This is a genomic window from Streptomyces sp. A2-16 (assembly GCF_018128905.1).
Lineage (GTDB): Bacteria > Actinomycetota > Actinomycetes > Streptomycetales > Streptomycetaceae > Streptomyces.
On sequence record NZ_CP063808.1, the window covers coordinates 3,885,015 to 3,901,850 of the forward strand.

General features: G+C 72.2%; 14 protein-coding genes, 1 pseudogene and 1 riboswitch. Of the genes and pseudogenes, 5 read left to right on the forward strand and 10 right to left on the reverse strand.

The annotated features are described in order from the left end of the window. Positions 1–32 precede the first annotated feature (32 nt). Positions 33–1,886, forward strand: a complete 1,854-nt coding sequence (locus tag IOD14_RS17460) for a cellulase family glycosylhydrolase (protein ID WP_123993548.1) — start codon at positions 33–35, stop codon at positions 1,884–1,886. 97 nt (positions 1,887–1,983) lie between these two features. Here the strand turns inward: IOD14_RS17460 and IOD14_RS17465 are convergent, their stop codons facing one another. Further along, positions 1,984–3,228 (reverse strand): YncE family protein, encoded by a 1,245-nt coding sequence (locus tag IOD14_RS17465; RefSeq protein WP_212670716.1) that lies wholly within the window; start codon positions 3,226–3,228, stop codon positions 1,984–1,986. A 185-nt stretch (positions 3,229–3,413) separates the two neighbouring features. Between IOD14_RS17465 and IOD14_RS17470 the strand changes: the two genes are divergently transcribed. Beyond that, entirely contained in the window at positions 3,414–4,076 is a 663-nt protein-coding gene (locus IOD14_RS17470; protein WP_123993546.1) for a TetR/AcrR family transcriptional regulator, read from the forward strand. Between the two features lie 78 nt (positions 4,077–4,154). Here IOD14_RS17470 and IOD14_RS17475 read toward each other — a convergent pair whose 3' ends face one another. After that, complete coding sequence (locus IOD14_RS17475) at positions 4,155–5,378, reverse strand: glycosyltransferase (protein WP_212670717.1); 1,224 nt, start codon at positions 5,376–5,378, stop codon at positions 4,155–4,157. Positions 5,379–5,532: 154 nt separating this feature from the next. Here IOD14_RS17475 and IOD14_RS17480 point away from each other — a divergent pair. Further along, positions 5,533–6,261, forward strand: a pseudogene (locus IOD14_RS17480) (ricin-type beta-trefoil lectin domain protein); the annotation flags it as partial. Positions 6,262–6,270: 9 nt separating this feature from the next. On the opposite strand, the gene IOD14_RS17485 reads toward IOD14_RS17480, so the two are convergent. Together IOD14_RS17485 and IOD14_RS17490 are read right to left on the reverse strand one after the other, a co-directional pair. After that, a complete protein-coding gene (locus IOD14_RS17485) occupies positions 6,271–7,122 on the reverse strand; it encodes a bifunctional 5,10-methylenetetrahydrofolate dehydrogenase/5,10-methenyltetrahydrofolate cyclohydrolase (protein WP_212670718.1) in 852 nt (283 codons plus the stop codon). A 22-nt stretch (positions 7,123–7,144) separates the two neighbouring features. Further along, positions 7,145–7,227: riboswitch (ZMP/ZTP riboswitch) on the reverse strand. A gap of 26 nt (positions 7,228–7,253) precedes the next feature. After that, entirely contained in the window at positions 7,254–8,093 is an 840-nt protein-coding gene (locus IOD14_RS17490; RefSeq protein ID WP_212670719.1) for a hypothetical protein, read from the reverse strand. Positions 8,094–8,154: 61 nt separating this feature from the next. Here IOD14_RS17490 and IOD14_RS17495 point away from each other — a divergent pair, with 61 nt between their 5' ends. Next, positions 8,155–8,697: a MarR family winged helix-turn-helix transcriptional regulator gene (locus tag IOD14_RS17495; protein WP_212670720.1), complete on the forward strand. Its 543-nt coding sequence runs from the start codon at positions 8,155–8,157 to the stop codon at positions 8,695–8,697. Between the two features lie 24 nt (positions 8,698–8,721). Here the strand turns inward: IOD14_RS17495 and IOD14_RS17500 are convergent, their stop codons facing one another. Next, on the reverse strand, positions 8,722–9,084 hold the full coding sequence (locus IOD14_RS17500; protein ID WP_123993541.1) for a nuclear transport factor 2 family protein: 363 nt from the start codon (positions 9,082–9,084) through the stop codon (positions 8,722–8,724). Positions 9,085–9,257: 173 nt separating this feature from the next. On the opposite strand from IOD14_RS17500, the gene IOD14_RS17505 reads away from it, so the two are divergent. Next, positions 9,258–9,563 (forward strand): hypothetical protein, encoded by a 306-nt coding sequence (locus tag IOD14_RS17505; protein ID WP_123993540.1) that lies wholly within the window; start codon positions 9,258–9,260, stop codon positions 9,561–9,563. 60 nt (positions 9,564–9,623) lie between these two features. On the opposite strand, the gene IOD14_RS17510 is transcribed toward IOD14_RS17505, so the two are convergent. The 5 genes from IOD14_RS17510 to IOD14_RS17530 all read right to left on the reverse strand — a co-directional run bounded on the left by IOD14_RS17510 (position 9,624) and on the right by IOD14_RS17530 (position 16,762). Beyond that, entirely contained in the window at positions 9,624–10,844 is a 1,221-nt protein-coding gene (locus IOD14_RS17510; RefSeq protein ID WP_212670721.1) for a type III PLP-dependent enzyme, read from the reverse strand. Continuing rightward, positions 10,841–12,574 (reverse strand): IucA/IucC family protein, encoded by a 1,734-nt coding sequence (locus IOD14_RS17515; protein ID WP_212670722.1) that lies wholly within the window; start codon positions 12,572–12,574, stop codon positions 10,841–10,843. The genes IOD14_RS17510 and IOD14_RS17515 overlap by 4 nt, the downstream gene beginning before the upstream one ends. Beyond that, on the reverse strand, positions 12,574–13,770 hold the full coding sequence (locus IOD14_RS17520; protein ID WP_212670723.1) for an MFS transporter: 1,197 nt from the start codon (positions 13,768–13,770) through the stop codon (positions 12,574–12,576). Before IOD14_RS17520 ends, IOD14_RS17515 begins: the two co-directional genes overlap by 1 nt. Next, entirely contained in the window at positions 13,767–15,482 is a 1,716-nt protein-coding gene (locus IOD14_RS17525; protein ID WP_212673292.1) for an IucA/IucC family siderophore biosynthesis protein, read from the reverse strand. The genes IOD14_RS17520 and IOD14_RS17525 overlap by 4 nt, the downstream gene beginning before the upstream one ends. Positions 15,483–15,589: 107 nt before the next feature. Continuing rightward, positions 15,590–16,762, reverse strand: a complete 1,173-nt coding sequence (locus IOD14_RS17530) for an ATP-grasp domain-containing protein (protein WP_123993536.1) — start codon at positions 16,760–16,762, stop codon at positions 15,590–15,592. Positions 16,763–16,836: the final 74 nt, after the last annotated feature.

Below are 16,836 nucleotides of genomic sequence, written 5' to 3' on the forward strand. Positions count from 1 at the left end.
CGGTGTGCCGGATGAGTCGGACTGTAAGGTACATGCCGAATATGCGTGCGCGTCTGCTCGTTGTTCTGGTTGTCCTCTGTGGATTCCTGACGGTTGCGGGTACCCCGTCCGCTTCCGCCGCCGCCATCGCCGACTCCCTGTCCTTCGACGGCACCGCCCTCACCGTGGCGAACGGCCGCTTCGTCGACGGCAACGGCCGCGAGGTCGTGCTGCGCGGCTACAACGTCTCCGGCGAGACCAAGCTCGCCGAGAACAAGGGCCTGCCCTTCGCCTCCGTCGCCGACGCCAGGAAGTCGGCGACCGCCCTGAGAGCCCTCGGCGGCGGCAACTCCGTGCGCTTCCTGCTCTCGTGGGCGTACGCGGAACCGGTGAAGGGCCAGGTCGACACCACGTACCTGGCGAACGCCACCGCGCAGATGCGCGCGTTCCTCGACGCGGGCATCCGGGTCTACCCCGACTTCCACCAGGACCTGTACTCCCGCTGGCTGTTCAACTCGGGCAGCTGGTACACCGGCGACGGCGCTCCCGCGTGGGCGGTGGCGCTCGGCAACTACTCCGCCGAGTCCTGCGGCATCTGCTTCATGTGGGGCCAGAACATCACCCAGAACGGCGCGGTGAAGGCCGGCCAGTACGACTTCTGGCACAACAACCACGGCCTCCAGGACTACTTCCTGGCCACCGCCCAGAAGACCATGGCGTACATCAGGGCCAACCTGACCGACGAGCAGTTCGCCGGCGTGGTCGGATTCGACCCCTACAACGAGCCCTACGCCGGCAGCTACGACTCCGGCCAGAACAGCCGCACGTGGGAGCGCGACGTGCTGTGGCCCTTCTACGTGAAGTTCCGGGCCCGGATGGACGCTGCCGGCTGGACGGACAAGCCCGCCCTGGTCGAGCCGAACCTGTTCTGGAACGGCAACGTCAGCAAGGAGGAGGGCGGACTGCTCGACGCGGGCACGCTCGGCTCCCGGTACGTCTTCAACACCCACTTCTACGACCAGAAGGCCATCTCCGGCATCCTGATGTGGGGCAACGCCTCCGACGGCCAGTACGTCGGCGACTTCGGCACGGTCCGCGACCGCGCGGCGGCGGCCGGCACGACGTCCTTGGTCAGCGAGTTCGGGCATCCGCTGAACGGCTCGACCGCGGGCAAGGCGCCGACCGTCCTCAAGGCCATGTACCAGGCTCTGGACTCCCGGGTGAAGGGCGCCAACTGGTGGACCACGCCCGCTGCTTCGGGGCCTGTCCTGTCCGGCACCCAGTGGCAGTGGGACATCTACAACGGCCGCCACCACGAGCTGATGAACGACAACCCCGACAAGGTCATGACCTCGGGCGACGCCTGGAACGACGAGGACCTGTCGGCCGTACGGCTCGACGACTCGGGCACGGCGGTGCTCCGCCAGGACGCCCGGCTCCTCGACCGGATCTACCCGAGCGCCACCTCCGGCAGCACGGTCGCCTTCACCTACGAGGACCGCTCGCGCGACGGCTCCACGACCCTGACCTGGAACCCCGTGCCGAGCAGCCTGCCGAAGGTGTCGTCGCTGGTCGGGTCCGGCCAGTACGCGGTGCTGGTGTGGCGTTCGAACAGCGGCTCGACACCCACCGAACTCCATCTGCCCGCCTCCTTCCCGACCGCGACCACCACCGTCGTCTCCGACCTGGGCACGGTGTACGGCCCGCCGTCCTACACCTCGTCCACCCCGGTCGGCGCGGCGGTCGAACCGGGCGGCACGGGCAGCCGCCGACTGCTGCTCACCGACGCGGACTCCGGCGTCCTGCACTACGCGCTGGTGACCAACGGGGCGACCTCGCCCTCGGCGTCCGTGCTGAGCGCGGCGAAGGCCGAGCTGGCGGCCTGGGTGGCCCAGAAGATCGGCTGAGCACGACAGGACGGGCTTGCCCGGTGCCGACGCAGGAAGCCGGGTACCGCCTCTGCGAGGAGGCGGTACCCGGCTCGGTCGTGCCGGATCCCATGGGCTACGAGGAGGGGCTGGTCCAGTTCGCGGCCACGTGCCCCAGCCGCACCCGCTGCGGGTGGTCGCCCACCGGGACGGACGCCGTCTTCTGCCCGGTCGCGAAGTCGATCGTGGTGACCTGGTCGGCACCGCTCTCGGAGACCACACAGCTCTTGCCGTCGCCGCTGACGGTGGCCCAGTAGGGCTTCGAGGCGGTGACGAGCGGGCCTTCCTGGAGGGTGGCGCGGTTCACGACGGTCGCGTAGTCGTCCATCGTGCCCGCGACGCACAGCTTGCTGCCGTCCGGGCTCATCGAGAGGCCGTGGTGGCGCGAGTCGTTGACCATAGTGGTGCGGTCGTCGCTGGTCGCCGGGTTCTTCGGGAGGGTCTTCGTGCGGGTGATCTTGTCGGTGGCGAGGTCGTACTCGAAGAAGCCGTTGAAGAACGACACCTGGAAGTACAGCTTGGACTCGTCCGGCGAGAACACGGCGGGACGGACGGCGTCGGAGTAGTCCGTGAGGCCGATCGCGTTCAGCTTGTCCCGCATGTCGATGGTCTTGACCTGCTTGTAGGTGGTCGCGTCCACGACCGTGATGTGCCGGTCGCCCTTCGTCCAGTCCAGCCACGGCGCGTCGGAGTCGGTGTTCACGTCACCGATCGCCATGTTCCAGATGTACTTGCCGTCCTTGGTGAAGATGTTCTCGTGCGGCTTGTCGCCGGTGGCGAACGAACCGAGCTGCTGGCCGGTGTTGATGTTCAGCACGTGGACCGTGTTCGCCGTGGACGCCGACACCGCGACCCGGGTGCCGTCGGGGGAGACCGCCATGTGGTCCGCCCGGTAGCCCGAGACCTTGAAGCGCCAGTTGATCTTCCCGGTGGCCAGGTCGATCGACACCACGTCGGCGAAGCTGGGCCGGGAGACGACCACCGACTTGCCGTCCGGTGTGGAGTACATGTCGTCGACGAACTGGTCGTGGCCCTCGCCGACGCTGTTGCGGATCGCCATGAAGTAGATCCACTTGATCGGATCGGCGTTGATCTCCGCCATCCGCGCGTCCTTGTCGGGGATGACGTTGATCCGGCCGATCTTCGCCAGGTCGCCGGAGGACTTGATGACGTCGGCGGTGCCGTCCCAGTTGTTGCCCACGAACAGCACCTCGCGCAGGGCGGCGCTGTCCGCGGCGGAGGCGGTGGTCGCGGGGGCGGTGACGGTCAGGACGACTGCGGCGGCCATGGCCCACAGGTGTCTGGTTCCGGGAACAGGCATGACGGATCTCCCTCTGGGGCGGCTCGTGACGGGGGCATGCCAAAGCGGCAAAACTGAAGATGCGTGCTTTCAGAGTGAACTTACTGCAAAGTAAGGAAGGGGTGCCCTTCTCCACAAGACTGCGTACACGACAAAATTGGTGCTCATACGGGAGGCCGGACGCTCCGGCCCGGGTGGGAGGTGCGGTGACGGGCAGGCTCAGGGCCCCGACCGGTCGCTACGGCGGCAAGACAGCCGCGGAGCGGCAGGCCGAGCGCCGCCGCCGCTTCCTGGACGCGGCACTCCAGCTCTTCGGGGACACTCCCGGCTACCGCGCCACGACCGTCGCGGCCCTCAGCGAGGCCGCGGGCCTGTCCACCCGCCAGTTCTACGAGGAGTTCTGCACCCTCGAGGACGTCCTGGCCGCGCTGCACCTGGAGGTCAACGACTGGGCGACGGCCGCCGTGGTGGCCGCGGTGGCCGAGGCGGACCGGCTGCCCCTCGTCGAGCGCGCGGCCGCGATCTTCCGGGCGTACGCGGCGAACGTCACAGGCGATCCCCGGCGGGTGCGGATCACCTTCGTGGAGATCATCGGCGTCAGCGGGCGACTGGAGGAGCAGCGGCTGGCCCGTCGGGCGCACTGGGTGGACCTGGTGTGCGCCGAGGCGGAGCGGGCGGTGGCCCGGGGCGAGGCCGCGCCCCGCGACTTCCGGCTCGCGGCGACGGCCTTCATCGGCAGCGTCAACGGTCTGCTGCACGACTGGAACGCGGGGTGGGTGGACGCGACGCTCGACGAGGTCGTGGAGGAGCTGGTGCGGCAGCTGGTGGGGATCCTTCAGCCGCCCGGATGGGATTACGCCCGGGGGTGAGCGGGTCCGGTGGTCGTGTGCGGCCGTGTCATGGCCGTTCGCGCGGTTCCTCGCGCCCCTGAGGGTGTTTTTCCGGTTTCACAGCCTGTTCACCGCGTCCAGTACCGGTGTCACGCCGTCCTCCGCGCGGATGCGCGCCCCCAGCGCCCGTGCCCGCTCCCCGTACCGGGCGTCCCGTGCGACCCGGACCAGCGCCGCCCCCAGTGCGTCGGCGCTCAGACGCCGCAGGGGCAGCGACCGCGGTGCCACGCCCAGCGCCACCAGCCGGGCCGCCCAGAAGCTCTCGTCGAACTGGACCGGGACCGGGACCGCGGGGACGCCGGCGCGCAGGCCCGCCGCCGTCGTGCCCGCGCCCGCGTGGTGGACCACCGCCGCCATGTGCGGGAAGAGCGCGGAGTGCGGCACCTCGTCGACGGTCAGCATGTCGTCGCCCGTCGCCGTCAGGTCCGCCCAGCCGCGCTGGATCACCCCACGCAGCCCGGCCCGGCGCAGCGCCCGTACGATCTCGGCGCTGACCCGCGCGGGATCGGGCACGGTCGCGCTGCCCAGGCCCACGAAGACCGGGGGCGGTCCCGCCGTGAGGAACGTCCGCAGCTCGTCGGGGAGCGGCGCGTCGCCGTCGTACGGCCACCAGTAGCCCGCCACGTCGAGTCCGCGCCGCCAGTCACGGGGCCGGGCGACCACGCGCGGGCTGAAGCCGTGCAGGACCGGCCAGCCCTGGCGTTCCCGGGTCCGCAGGGCTGTGGCCGTGCCCACCGGCGGCAGGCCCAGCCGGGCGCGCACCGGTGGCAGGGCCGCGGAGAAGACCTGCTCGACGGCCAGGTTCAGGCCCAGCCCGGCCACCCGGTTGCCCAGCGCGCCCCAGGAGCCGGTGCCCAGCATGGGCGGTGCGAACTCCCGGGTGGCCGCGAGGGGTTGGAGGTTGAGGCCCAGGCTGGGCAGCCTCAGGCCCTCGGCGACCGCGTGGCCCAGTGGGGCCACCGAGCCGGACAGGAGGAGCGCGTCGCTCGACCGGGCGGCGGCCACCAGGTCGTCGGCCATCTCCACGGCCAGTGCCCGCGCCATCGCGACCACCCGCGCCAGTTTGCCCACTCCGGTGGTGCTGCGGTGCAGGGCCCGTCCGCGCGAGGACTCCAGTTCGGCCCGGGGGTCGACCGGCAGGGCGTGGAAGCCGAGACCGGCCCGTGCCGCGAGCGGCTCGAAGCGCCCGTGGGTGACCAGGGTGACCTCGTGCCCGGCCCGCGCCAGAGCGTGCCCCAGCCCGGTGAAGGGGGCCACGTCACCCCGGGATCCCGCAGTCATGATCGCTACCCGCACGACGGACAGTATGGCGGCGAGGCCCCGTGCCCGGTGCGAACAACCCGTACGGATCGGCCAGTTCACCCCTGTCACGGCCGTTGACTTCACCCTCTTGCGGCTCTGGCTTCGGCGCGCACGACGTTCGAATGATCGGCGACTCCAGGTCTACGGCAAGGTCCTGTCCGGCGCCGCCAACCGTGCCGTCGTCCTCCTCAACCGGACCTCCGCCGCGCAGAACATCACCGTCCGCTGGTCGGACCTCGGTCTGACCAACGCCAACGCGACCGTCCGCGACCTCTGGACCCGCGCCGACATCGGCTCCTACGGCACGGGTCACACCACGAGCGTCCCGGCGGGCGGCTCGGCGCTGCTCACCGTCACCGGCAGGACCGAGGCAGCGAGCAGCACCTGCACCGGCACGTCGAGCTTCTCCGGCGTGGCCGCCGGGAGCACTGGTATCAAGACCGTCGACGTCGCCTACACCAACAACACCTCCACCGCCCGCAGCGCGACCCTCAAGGTCAACGGCCAGGGCGCGACGACGGTCTCCTTCCCGCCGACGGGCCCCTCTCAGGGCACGATCTCGGTCCAGCTCGGTCTGTCGAAGGGCTCCGCGAACACGTTGACCTTCACGAACGCGCCCGCTCTGGCCGACATCACGGTCCGCCCGCTGCCGGGCGCGAACAGCACCCTGGCCGTCGGAACGGGCTCCGGCCGCTGCCTCGACCTCTACGACAACACCATCACCAACGGCACCCAGGCCGAACTCTGGGACTGCAACGGCGGCCTGAACCAGCAGTGGACGTACACCTCGCGCACCACCAACGGCACCAAGGTCGTCATCTGGGACTGCAACGGCCAGTCCAACCAGAAGTGGACGCTGAGCTGAACCGAGCTAGCGCTGCCGGGCGGCCGCCTCCGCCGCTTGAACGGTCTGCTCCAGCAGCGTGGCGATGGTCATCGGACCGACCCCGCCCGGCACCGGCGTGATCAGCGACGCCCGCTCCGCCGCGGAGTCGAAGTCCACGTCACCGATGTTCCCCTCGTTGTACCCGGCGTCGATCACGACAGCGCCGGGCTTGATGTCCTGGCCCCGGATCAGCCGAGGCCGCCCCACCGCGGCGACGACGATGTCCGCCTCCCGTACGGCCGCCGACAGGTCCGCCGTACGGGAGTGGCAGTAGGTCACCGTGGCGTCCCTGGCGAGCAGCAGCATGCCGGCCGGCTTGCCGAGGATCGCGCTGCGGCCCACGACCACGGCCCGCATGCCGGCCGGGTCGACGTCGTACGCGTCGAGCAGCCGCATGATCCCGCCCGGTGTGCACGACACGAAGCCCGGCAGGCCGAAACTCATCGTCGCGAAGGAGGCGAAGGTGACCCCGTCGACGTCCTTCTCCGGTGCGATCGCCTCGAACGCGGCCCGTTCGTCGATGTGCGGGCCCATCGGGTGCTGGAGCAGAATGCCGTGCACGGCGGGGTCGGCCGACAACTCCCGCAGGGTGCGCACCAGTTCATCGGTGGTGGTGGCCGCGGGCAGCTCCACGTGCCGCGACTCGATACCGGCCTTGCGGCAGCGGTTGCGCTTCATCCGGACGTAGGTGACGGAGGCGGGGTCCGCGCCGACCAGGACCGTCGCGAGACAGGGCGCCTGTCCGGTGCGTCCGGTGAGCTCGGCCGCGCGCGTGGCGGTGTCCTCGACGATGCGCCGGGCGAGCGCGGTGCCGTCCATGATCCGTGCCTGGGACATGATCCACTCCTGAGCCGATCGAAGGAATCGCCCAGGCGCACGGCATCGAGTGTGCGGACCGCTCCCCGGTGGTGCTCCACCTCAGCGCCAGTCACGGTCCGGATGTCACATTAACCGACGCGCCACGACGGTCAGGACCCGCTGTCCTGCGGCGGAGCCGTCGGATCGGCCCCCGCCAGGAAACCGGTCGCCTGGGCGCGCACGGGGTCGGCGCCGATCGCGTCGGCCCAGCGGGCGATCTCCCGCGCCAGTACGGCCGCCCCGGCCGCGTCGCCCGAGTCGCGGGCCAGTACCGCCAGCAGCAGCTGCTGGGTGAGCACCCCGGGGACCATCCCGGCACGGGCGCCCAGGGCGGTGGCCCGCTCCCAGCGCTCCAGGGCACGGTCGTGGTCCCCGGCGTCGTGGTCGTGGTCGCCGAGATGCCGCAGCGCCTCCCGGACCAGCAGATCGTCGCCGCCCCGCTCACCGGCGCGCAGGGCGGCCTCGTAGTGGGCGGGGGCGACCGTGCGCTCGGCGAAGAGGTTGTCGGCGATCAGCCCCAGGTACATGGCGGCCCAGCCGCGCCGCACCTCGTCGGGGGCGTCCTCGTGCAGGTCGTGCGCGCGGCACCGGAGCCCGGCGAGCGCCTCGGGATCCTTGCCGTCGGGACCGGGCCGGAAGGCGCCCTCGCTGCGCAGCAGCCGGAAGTAGTCGTGCCGCAGCCGGACGAAGGCCAGGTCGTGGTCTGCGCCGGACGACAGCTTCTCGGCGTGCTCGGCGCGGGCGCCGGTGAGGTCCGTGCCGCCGAACCAGTCGCTCTGCAGGGCGACCTCGGCCGCCGCGAGGGCCAGCCGGGCGCGGTCCACGGAGCTGTCGCAGGTCGTCGCGTCCAGCAGGCGCAGGGCCCGGTCCCACCGTCCCGCCAGCGACAACGCCCTTGCGGCGGCGAGGAGTTCGTCGAGATCGACGGTTGTGCTCGTGGTGGTCGTCATGGCAGGGCAAGGTAGTCAGACGAAAAACCATCCACAAGAAAACCATTGCAGGGGGCGGGTAATGCGGGACTCGGTCGACCGGCACGTCGAGGTGTGGGCCAAGGAAATCGACTGGATGGACCCCGTCAAGGAGGCGATCTTCGCCCGGCTGGCTCTCCTGGCCCGGTACGCGTCACAGGCCCGCCGCGACCGGCTCGACTCCGACGGACTGCGGAACTGGCAGTACAAGGTGCTGCTGACCCTGCGCAGGCTCGGGCCGCCGTACACCGGGAGCCCCTCGCTGCTCGCCGACCATCTCGGACTGACCCGGGGAGCCCTGTCGGCCCGGCTGGCGTCGCTGGAGGAGGCCGGGCTGATCGTCCGGACGCACGAGTGCGACGACCGGCGACGGGTGCGGGTGCGGCTCACCGAGACCGGGCACACCGCGTTCGAGCAGCAGATGGCCTCGGAGGAGGCCACCGAGCTCGCGCTGCTGTCGGCACTCACCCCGGCGGAGCGGGAAGCCCTCGCCGGCCTGCTCCGGAAAATGGTCGTGGCCGCCGAAGCGGAGCCGGCCGGCCGGGCGCCGACCGCGCCGGCAGGGCCCAGGCCGGCCGGGTCGTGATCCGGACCTCCGGCACCTTTCCCGCTACTCGTCCCAGGCCTGGATGATGGTCTGTTCGACGATCTTGCCGTCCCGGAGCGTCAGCATCGACTCGGACAGGACGCGCACCCCGTCGGAGTACCGGCAGGACTCGCTGAAGGCCGCGTGGTCGCCGTCGACGACGCACTGCTCGAGCTTGTGCGTCATGTCGCGGCTGTAGACGTCGTCGAGCATCGCGCTGATCTCGTCCCTGCCGTGCAGCACCTTCGGATGGCTGGGTTGGGTGTTGCGGTCCACGACGCGTATCTCGGCGTCGTCCGCGTAGAGCGACAGAAGAGCCGCAGCGTTGCCTTCGACGCCGCTGCGGAGGGTATCGGTGGTGAAGCCGGAGCTTGCCGCGGTGCCCATGCTGACCTCCTTCGAGGGCCGCGACCCGACGGGGAGCGGGCCGCGTGGGGCCTGTTCCTTAGAGACTCCTCCGCCTCGGCGGCCACGGCAAGCGCAGGCCGGGCGCTCCGCCTGACGAGTGAGGACGACCGGCCGCCCGTGTCCGCGAGGGGCCCGCCCGCGTTGCTGAAAACATGATCTCAACTCGACGTATCGTCGCCGCCGTCGGTCTCGCCGTCGGCGTCACCGGTCTCACCGCCCCCCTCGCGAACGCGGCCGACGCGGCCGCCCCGGACGCCGGGCAGCTCAACCCGATCGCCGTGATCGACTCGCTCGCGGTGAGCGACATCCCCGCGGAGCACAAGGACGAGATCCCGCGGGTCTCCCGGCAGCTCGCGGCCCTCAACCAGGCGAACGACCTGAACAAGCTGAACGAGCTGCACCAGGTCACCGACCTTGTCGCCCCCGTCACCGGGCTGCTGCCGGGTCTCGGCGGCTGAGTCCCGCGCACGGAACCGAGGGCCGCCCGGATCACCGGGCGGCCCTCGACGCATGTCCGCTCACGCGTCCAGGAAGTGGAACCCGGGCCGCGGGTGCATCAGGAAGTCGTGGTGCGAGATGTTCCATGCGTAGGCGCCGGCCAGCGAGAACAGCACCCGGTCGCCCGCCCGCAGCCCGGGCGTGGGCACCCGGCGCGCCAGCACGTCCTTCGGGGTGCACAGCTGTCCCGCCAGTGTGATCCTCCCCCCGGCACCGCCCGGACGGATGCCTGTCCCGCCGCGCCCGCCGGTGGTGGCGGGCCGTGGCCAGGGATGCGGCCAGTCGTCCACGGCCAGCACCGAGAAGGGCTGGTCGTGGCCCTTGGTCGCCGGGGTCCGCAGATGGTGGGTGCCGCCCCGGACCACGGCGAACTCCTCGCCGTGGCTCTGCTTGACGTCCAGCACCTCGGTCACGTACCAGCCGCAGTACGCCGTCAGGGCCCGGCCCGGCTCGATCCGCACCGTCAGCCCCGGGTGCGCCTCGGTGAGCCGGGCCAGGCCCTCGCCGTACCCTGCCCAGTCGAAGCGGCGTTCCGGGTCGGCGTAGTCGACGTTCATGCCGCCGCCGACGTTCACCTCGGCGAGCGGCACGCCCAGCCCGGTGGCCCAGGAGACGACGGCCCGAGCCACCCCGAGTTGCTCCGCGGCCTCCAGCCCGCTGGCCAGGTGCGCGTGCACGCCCCGGAGTTCGAGGTGCGCGTAGGTGCCGTCCGTGAGGGCCGCGACGATCTCGCGCGCTTGGTCGGGATCCATGCCGAAGGGGGTCGGGCGACCGCCCATCGCCAGCGAGCTCCCCGCCAACGACCCGTCGGACACGGGGAGGTTGACGCGTGGCAGCACCGCCACCCGGCGCCCAGGAACGACGCGCCGCGCCGTCTCGGCCAGCATGCGCAGCTCGTGGGCGCTCTCGACGTGGAAGCGTTCGACTCCCCGTTCCAGGGCGGCCGTGATCTCGTCCGGGGTCTTGCCCGGACCGCCGAAGGCGAGCGGCCGATCCCGTACCGCCTCGGCGACATGGGCGAGTTCACCGCCCGAGGAGACCTCGAAGCCGTCGACGTACGGTGCGAGCGCGGCGAGGATCTCCTGTTCCGGGTTGGCCTTGGCGGCGTAGTACATCTCGACCCGCTCGGGCAGCGCCTGCCGCACGGCGGCCGCGTGGGTGCGAAGGGCCGCCAAGTCGTAGACGTATGAGGGGAGTTCCGCGGATTCGAGGGAGCGGACGTGGTCGGTGAGGCCGGTCATCGCTCACTTCCCGACGGGTCGCGCAGGATGTCCTCGGCCAGCGGGGACGGCAGCCGGACGTAACCGGCCTCACGGTCGGCCCTGCGTTCCCAGCGGGTGAGCAGGTTGGCCTTGGCGGGCAGCGGCACCCCGGCGAGCAGGGCGGCGAGCCTCGGCGGGCAGCCGTGCCGGTCGGCGTACGCCTGAAGGGTGTCCCGCACCCGGGCCCACAGCTCCGCCTCCCGGTGCGGGTGCAGGTCGGCGAGGGCGGCGAGCAGTTCGGCGACGTGGTTGACCAGCAGGCAGTACACGACCCGGTCCCAGCCGCGGGTGCCGTCGTACGTCATCGGGCCCGCGACCTCGGGCGGCAGCGCGGCGAGGGTGTCCGCGTGGTGCTCGGGGAGCAGCTTGGTGCCCTCCAGGTCGCGGAAGAGGACCTGGGCGGGCATGCCGTCGGAGTCCACGCAGATCACAACGTTCTGCAGATGCGGCTCGAGGACCAGTCCGTGGTCGAAGAAGGCGGCCAGGACGGGCGGCAGGAGCAGGTCGAGGTAGGCCGACCACCAGGCCAGGGGGTCCGCGCCGGCGAGGAGGCGGGAGATGTGAGCGGGGCCGGTCGGGTACTCGTCGGCGACCGCGGCGGCCAGCAGGGGAGTGGTGCCCGGCGCGAGCCGCCGGTGCAGTCCTTCGCGGACGATGACACCGAAGCCCTCGAACAGGTCGCGGTCGGGGAGGCCGTCCGGGCCCGGCAGGGCGAGGGTGCGGTAGGCGGGCTCGCGGAGCACCGCGCTGCCGGGGAAGCGCTCGGCGAGATCGGTGAGCGCCGGAGCCAGGACACGCGTCAGGGCGACGGCGCCGGCCAGTTCGTAACTGCTGTTCTTGCGCAGGCAGTTGGTGATCCGCACATTCAGGCTGAACTTCAGGAAGGTCTCGCCGTCGTACAGGGTGCGCACCGACGCGGTGGCCGCGAAGGGCCGCCCGCCCGGGCCGAGGTCGATCACGTCACCGCGGTCGAGCGCCGCACGCAGCACCGGGTGCTCGCGGATTGCCTCGTACTGCCAGGGGTGCACGGGCAGCAGCCGATGGCCGTCCGGTACGTCCGCGCGTTGCCCGTCCAGTGCGGCGCCCGCCCAGGGAGAGGCGCTCTCCTCGGCGATCAGGTCGGCGCGGACCGCGAGGTGGCGCAGCGGGAAGGACGCCCCGGCCTCCGGGGCGTAGGCCGCCCAGGATCGCGGGTCTCCGGTGCGGGCCTTGGGCGTGGGGTGGAAGCGGTGGCCGAGGAGCAGGGACTGCTCGGAGGCGAGGTAGGCGTCCCGGGCGCCCTCGCCCCTGGTGGCCAGGGCGGTGGCGATCGCCTCGTGGCTGGAGGCGATCTGCTCCAGGAACTCCTCGTTGCGCACCCCGGTGCGCAGGGACAGTTCGTCGCGCGTGTACTCGGCCAGCCGCCGCCAGCCGACCTCCGACCAGCCGTCCTCCCGCTGTTCGCTGACCGGCCCGGTGAAGCGGTGGGCGCCGAGGAGCGAGGTGCGGCGCAGGGCCACGCGCAGCAGGACTCCGCGGCGGGGCAGCCGCAGCAGCAGCCGGCCGCCGTCGACGACCGACTGGTGTTCGGGGCCGGACACCTCGCGCAGCAGACAGTTCAGGAGCGTGTGGGCCACCGCGTCGTCGGGGGTGGGCAGGGGGTCCGTGGACGGGTGGGGTGAGAAGGGGGTTCCCGCGGACGGAGTCCCGGGACGAGTCAGCGAGGGCATCAACGGCTCCAGCGGATGCGGTGGTTCAGCGGGGGAAGCAGGGTGGCGAGGGCGGTGACGGTGGCGGCGGCGCTGCCCGTCAGCACGGGGGCGGCCGGGCCGAAGCGGGCGCTGCCCACGGCGGCGGCCACGCCGGCGGCGACCGCGCCGGCCTTGGAGAAGAACTCCAGCGAACCGAACAGCCCGCCCGGCGCCCGGCCCTTGACGCACTCGGCGGCCAGTACCTGCAGGCACACCAGGCCGAGGGTGAGGCCCACGCCGAGCAGCAGCCGCACGCCGATCAGCGCGGCGAGCGAACCGGCCGCCCCGTGCCCGGCGAGACCGAGCGCGATACAGGTGAAGCCGAGGGCGATACCGGTGCGCGGCCGGTCGCGGAAGGCGCCGTGCACGGCGAGCGCCGACACCAGATAGACCAGGTGGGGCATGGCGAACAGCGTCCCGGACAGCAGCGGGGAGGTGCCGGGCAGCCGCTCGTCCACGAAGGCGATGAGGTAGGGGAAGGAGACGACGGTGGAGAACACGAACGCGAACTCCAGGGTGTACAGGGTCCTCAGGGACACCGTGGACCCGGTCTCGGCCACCGGCTCGGACCTGCTCACGGGCGTCTGCGCGGGCGCCGGTTCGGGCAGTGCCGCCAGCAACAGGGCGGCCGTGAGCGGGAGTACGGCCAGCAGCGCGTACTGGCGGTGCGGTGACAGCCAGCCGGACAGCGAGCCCACCACGATCGGCGCGACCACCAGCGCCGCCCGGGCGCTGCCCTGCATGAGCGTGAGCGCCCGCGACAGGGCGGGACCTTCGAGGGCGGCGCCCAGGTAGCCGTTGGACGCCGCGAAGGTGCCGCCCAGGATGCCCTGGAGAACCAGCGCCAGCGTGAAGGTCGCCAGCGAGTCCGCCCAGCCCGCGAGCAGGAAGGACAGCGTCAGCCCCAACTGGGCCCGCAGCAGCAGCCGTTTGCGGCCGAAGCGGTCGGCGAGCCGACCCCACAGCGGCGCGAACAGGGCGCCGAACACCGTCGGGACGACGTACAGGACACCCGCCCAGCGGGCGTGGCGGTCGCCCAGCTCCGGCAGGATCTCGGTGAGGTACGGCGGCAGGCCGAGCGCCGCGAAGGACGCGACGAAGTAGCAGCCCGCCACGGCGTGCACCCGGCCGCGGCCGGACACCGGGCGGGGGATCCGCAGTGCGGCGCCGCTCATGCCGTACTCCTCTGCGCCAGCAGGTAGTTGGGGCCGGTCGTGTAGTGCTTGTTGATGTCGGCGGCGCCCGAGCGCTGCTTGGACAGCAGCGTCCCGGCCGAGACCATCGCCTTCACCGGCAGCCGCGGAGCCTCGAGGATCCTGGTCCGCAGCACCTCGCCCGCGTCCCCGCCGAGCCGGTCCACGGCCTCCGTCAGCCGGTCGCGGACGAGCCGGAGCAGCTCCGGGCGGCGCTCAGGGAGCCCGAACGCGAAGGCCCCCGCGCACAGATGGACGGTGACGGTGGTGAACAGGTCGACGACCGGGCCGTCCTGTGCGGTGTAGGTGCGGGCGTCGTCGAAGCCCCAGGGACCGGGCAGCCGGGCCGCGAGGCGCTCGGTGTTGATGCGCGGTCCGTCGTTGTCCTTGAACAGCAGGCGCAGGCTCCTGGGGCGCAGCACCAGCGAGATGTTCTGCTGGTGCGACTCCAGGGCGATGCCCAGGCCGAACAGGGTGGTCTGCCAGTCGAGGAGCAGTGTCAGGAAGGCGTCCAGGAGGGCGAGCGGGTCGCCGTCGAAGAACCGGTCGGCCAGGTGGTCCAGGACCAGCCGTCCGCCGGGAGCCGGGGCGAGCAGCGCGGCCGGCGGCACGACGACCGCTCCGTCGAGACCGGAGGGGTAGCGACGGCACAGGACGGCGAGGAGGTCGTGGTCCGCGTGGGCGTACGTCGTCTCGTCGGCGTGCAGGATCATGGCCCGGAAGCGGGGCTCACGGGCCGCCACCGTCTCCAGCAGCCGCTGTCCGGCCGCACCGTCGACCAGAGTGCCCGGCTTGATGGAACGCCTGTTGCGCAGGCCCAGCGTGGCGGTGTCCAGCGGCAGTTTGAGGTGCACGTCGGGATCCGCGAGGGTGGCCACGGTCCGCATCGACAGTGTCGGCACGACGTCCAGGTACGACCGTTCGGAGAGCACCGCGCTGTCCGTGAGGCCGGTGGAGCGCAGCGCCTCCTCCAGCGGGGCGCCGACGGTCAACGGGTGGACGGGCAGGGCGACATGGGTGCCCTGCACCTCGGGCAGCCCCAGCCCGGCCGGGGTCGGCCAGAACTCCGGGAGCGGGCCGGTCAGGGTGAGCGCCGCCCGGGGTACGGCCAGCCAGCGCAGCGCGAAACGCGGATGGAACTCCGGCGCGTAGGCGCGCAGTTGTTCTCGGGTGAGTCCGGAGCGGCCGCGTGCCGTCGGGTAGACGGGGTGGTCGATGCGGGCGGCGAGCGTGTCGTAGGCGGGAGCACCGGCGAGGCCTGTCCAGTGAGCCGGGTCGGGCCCGTACCGCGCGGTGAGCAGCCCGCCGATCTCCGACTGCGTGTCGGCGTGCAGCCGCATCGTCTCCAGCGTCTGCCGGCACTCCTCGGCGAACGCGTCGAAACCGCTCCTGTCCTGCGGGTCGGCGAGCATCCGCAGGGCGCCGAGCACGCTGTCGCAGGAGCTGAGCTCGGTCCCGTCCCGCTCGCGCACCAGGAGCGGCAGCCGGGCCGCGTACTCGCACTGGAAGCCGTCCTCGGCGACGGGCAGCAGCAGCGCCGCGCCCTCGGCATCCGCGAGCCGCACCCAGGGGCCGTCCGCACGGTGTACGAGGGTGCCGCGGGTGCGCAGCCCGACCACGTCCTCGCGCAGGAGGGCGCTCAGGACTCGGACGAGGAGTTCGGCCTCGCAGGTGTCCGTCGGCGCGGGCGTCAGGGGTTCGGTGCCGGTGGCTGTCGGTGCGGGCGTCCCGGGCCCGCCGGTGTGGGTCCGCACCCGGGTGGGCGCGTCGGCCGTGCCGGTGGTCGGTGCGGTCGGCGGGGTCACGGCTGGATCTCCCAGCGCCGCTCGGCGAGGAACCTGGCCGAGACCCGGTCCACCGTGGCCTGGTCGGTGCCGGTGGCCCGCAGGACGCCGAGGTAGTCGCGGTTGGTGCCGTACAGGTCGTGCCGTTCGCCCGTCTCCCGCAGCGGACGGTACGTCAGATGCACGCCGTCGACGGTGAGTTCGGTGGGGCCGGGCGCCTCGGTGAGGGTGCCGGCGCGGTCGGCGCACGGGTACTCCAGCCGGGCGGCGCCGTCGCGGCGGACGCCGAGGTCGGCCGGGAGCGGCTCGCCGAGGTGGGTGCGCAGGATGTGCTCGAAGAGCGGGATGTCCAGCAGCCGGGCGAGCAGCAGGTCGCACTGGTCGCCGATGGCCCGGTAGTTGACCTCGATGATCCGGGCCCGTCCCGCGTGCACCACGAACTCGGTGTGACAGGCGCCGAACCCCACGCCCAGGGCGTCGAGTTGGGCGAGCACCTGCGCCTGGACCGGCTCGGGACGCACGGGGAGGAAGACCATGCGCTCCTCGATGAAGTACGGCGGTGGCGACAGCTCGGTGCGGAAACCGCCCAGGACGTGGCGCACATGGCCGTCGCCCAGCGTCTCCAGGGTGTGGAGCTCGCCCGGGAGGTACTCCTCGACGACCAGGGCCGTGCCGGGGCGCCGTTCGAGGATCTCCTTGGCGCGGGTGACGAGGTCCTCCGGCCCCTGGACGAGCACGACGTCCTCGCTGGCCACACCCTCGCGGGGCTTGAGGACACAGGGGTAGGGGGCGTCGAGCGCCAAGGGCTCGGTGATCTCGGTGGACCAGACGGCGTCCACGCCCGAGGCGGCGAGACGTCTGCGCATCTCCGCCTTGTCCTTGGCGCGCAGCGCGGCCCGCCAGTCCTTGCCGGGCAGCTCGAAGTAGGCGGCGGCCAGAGCGGCCTGGGTCTGGAGGTGGTCGCTGTTGCTGAAGACGGCGTCGGGACGGTGGTGGGTGGAGATCCGGGTGATCACGGCCCGGAAGTCCCGGACGTCGCACTCCAGGACCTCGATGTCCGGGAAGGTGCGGCGGTGGGCCTCGGGCTGGTCGGTGAGGACGGTGACGTCCAGGCCCAGTCGGGCGGCGGCGGGCAGGAAGCCCTCGGTGACCGAGTCGGTCGGGTTCAGGGCGAGCAGATACAGACGCATGGGTGGCAGACGACTTCCGCTAGTGGGTGGGGGGTCGGGGGCGGGCCGCCGCACTCGTGGTCGCGGCCCGCCCC